Here is a 2,200-nt window from a genome sequence, read left to right as displayed (position 1 = left end):
CGTATGTTGGAATTTTCAGGTTGGACAATTGGTCAGCGATTATGTGCGAGAAATACAGCGTTTAAAGCTGCCCTTTATGAAGCCATATTCTTATGGACATCTGGAAACGGCTGGGCATAAAAACGATAGCAGGGAAACTATATTTTATAACAAACAATTAGAATGTATCGATAGCAAAGAACCAAAGGAAATCATTGACCAAGCTCATGGGGTTCTACGTATGGAGATTCGGCCAAGCTACAAGGAAATGAAGAAATTTTCTCCTAAGCGTCATGCGGTTGAGCTTCTAACGAAAGAATTTTTCATCCAAATGACGGAAGCAGCTTTAAAGCCGATCCAGTTTACAGAAGCGATAGAAGGAATCCCATTTAGTTGGTTAAAATCTCAACCTTACGACATTCGCCAGATTGAAAGTGTATTAGGATTTAAACTATTGCAAAGTCAATTCACCGAAACCGAATTAAAGCAATTGTACAAGTCAGGAACTTATGACAATAGACGGAGATTAGCTCGCAGAATCACTTTCCCAAGTCAAACAAAGCTAGCTCCGCTCAAGATTGATTATGCAAATTTAGGTTAAAAGTGATCCTTTTACATACGATTGTTATGTCTGCGATAACGATAACAATTTCATACATAATCGGTTAAAAGTCCAGAAGAAATAAGGCTTTATAGGGCTTTGGCGATACCCAAAATCATCATACATAAAAAGAGAGAAATTTAAAGAAACAAAGAGTAATCCATACATAACGCAAGAAAACTTGACATTATTCCGATTAAAACGCTATGAAATAACGATTTTATCTTCTTACGATGTCCGGGCTGGTTTACATTATTTGAAGGCTTGGTTTTGGCTGTATGGTGCACAGCTGTTTTGGTCACATGAAGAGGTTATTTTATATGCGATAACAATTATTCTTCATTAAATTCTTTGTCGTCTTCAAAAACAAGTAATTCATGCAAGTCAATTTCCAGCGCTTTGCATATTGCGTCTAATGTACTTAGATGTACACGGTCAATATTTTCAGAACAGTAATGATTAATCGTGTTTGGTGTTAATCCTGTTTTTCTTGCTAATTTACGCTGAGACATTTCTCTTTGTTCGAGTATTTCTTTTAACCGAACCCTAATTGCCATGTTATTACCTACTCTCCGAACATCTTTTCATAAATTATAAGATGAAAAGGCAGGAAAAGAAAGATTGTATTGATTGTATCGACTAGATGATATAAAATGTAGTTATTAGATAATACATTATGTAGTTTCTAGTTGTTACAATAATCCTAATTTCTGTAACGGAGGGAACATTCAATGAACGTCATCGGCTATGTTCGAGTCTCAACAGCAGGACAAGCGAGAGATGGTTACAGCTTGTCGTATCAACGGGAAGAAATCGAAGCGTATTGTCAGCAGCAAGGATGGAACCTGCTTCATGTGTTCGTGGACGAAGGAATCAGCGGTGCAAAAGTAGACGAAGACGCCTTAGAAGTAGACCGGGAAGGATTCCAGAATATGCTTTCCCTCCTCTCTACGCGTTCTATCAACCATGTTGTTGTCCTGAATACAAACCGTCTTTGGAGAAGCGATATCGTCAAAGTTTTGGTTCATCGTGAATTTAAGAAATACAACGTTGACGTGAAATCCATTGAACAACCGACATACAGCATCTACAAGAAAGATCCTTCGGACTTCTTAATCAATGGCTTGATGGAACTATTGGACGCTTACCAACGGCTAGAAATCGCCATGAAATTAGGTAAAGGACGCAATAAGAAGGCCAAGGAAGGCGGTTATGCCGGAGGACGTGCTACATTCGGCTACAAGGCTAAGAAAGGCTCGAAAGTCCTCGTCATCGATGAACAACAAGCGGTCATTGTGGAGCGTGTCTTCGAATTAAAAGAGCTATTCCCCCAATGGACATTATCCGAAATTGCATACCAATTGAACCTTGAAAACTACAAAACGCAGCAAGGCAAGGCATTCACCAAAGTACAGGTCAAACGAATCCTTGATCGTCGCAGCTTTTACAGCGGCATGTACCAGTATGCTAACGTGGAAGCTATCGGCAAGCATCAGGCGATCATATGAGGGGAGGCAACATGAATATGAAACTTACCCTTATGAACAGATTGGATGCCGAGGAACGGGAACTGATGCAGCAAATTCAAACGTATGAAGCTTGCACCATGGCTGTCTTGAA

3 protein-coding genes are annotated in these 2,200 nt (G+C 39.5%); 2 read left to right on the top strand and 1 reads right to left on the bottom strand.

Annotation, left to right across the window (positions count from 1 at the left end):
- Nucleotides 1-580: hypothetical protein (locus tag PEH01S_RS34975; protein ID WP_164828154.1), on the top strand; the 580-nt coding region annotated here is incomplete at its 5' end.
- A gap of 332 nt (nt 581-912) precedes the next feature.
- Here the strand turns inward: PEH01S_RS34975 and PEH01S_RS34125 are convergent.
- Entirely contained in the window at nt 913-1,137 is a 225-nt protein-coding gene (locus PEH01S_RS34125; protein ID WP_127490441.1) for a helix-turn-helix domain-containing protein, read from the bottom strand.
- A 174-nt stretch (nt 1,138-1,311) separates the two neighbouring features.
- Here PEH01S_RS34125 and PEH01S_RS34120 point away from each other — a divergent pair, with 174 nt between their 5' ends.
- Nucleotides 1,312-2,088 carry a recombinase family protein gene (locus PEH01S_RS34120; protein ID WP_127490440.1) on the top strand — a complete coding sequence of 259 codons (777 nt, stop codon included), beginning with the start codon at nt 1,312-1,314 and terminating at the stop codon, nt 2,086-2,088.
- Nucleotides 2,089-2,200: the final 112 nt, after the last annotated feature.

Origin of the sequence: Paenibacillus ehimensis NBRC 15659, assembly GCF_004000785.1 — a bacterium.
In the GTDB taxonomy this organism is placed as follows: Bacteria; Bacillota; Bacilli; order Paenibacillales; family NBRC-103111; genus Paenibacillus_G; species Paenibacillus_G ehimensis.
The sequence above is the reverse complement of the archived record's forward strand: the minus strand, read 5'-3'. Positions and strand labels throughout refer to the sequence as shown.

Excerpts from the sequence above, each read along its gene's own strand:
- PEH01S_RS34120 (WP_127490440.1), top strand. The coding sequence starts at position 1,312 with ATGAACGTCATCGGCTATGTTCGAGTCTCAACAGCAGGACAAGCGAGA.
- PEH01S_RS34125 (WP_127490441.1), bottom strand. The coding sequence starts at position 1,137 with ATGGCAATTAGGGTTCGGTTAAAAGAAATACTCGAACAAAGAGAAATG.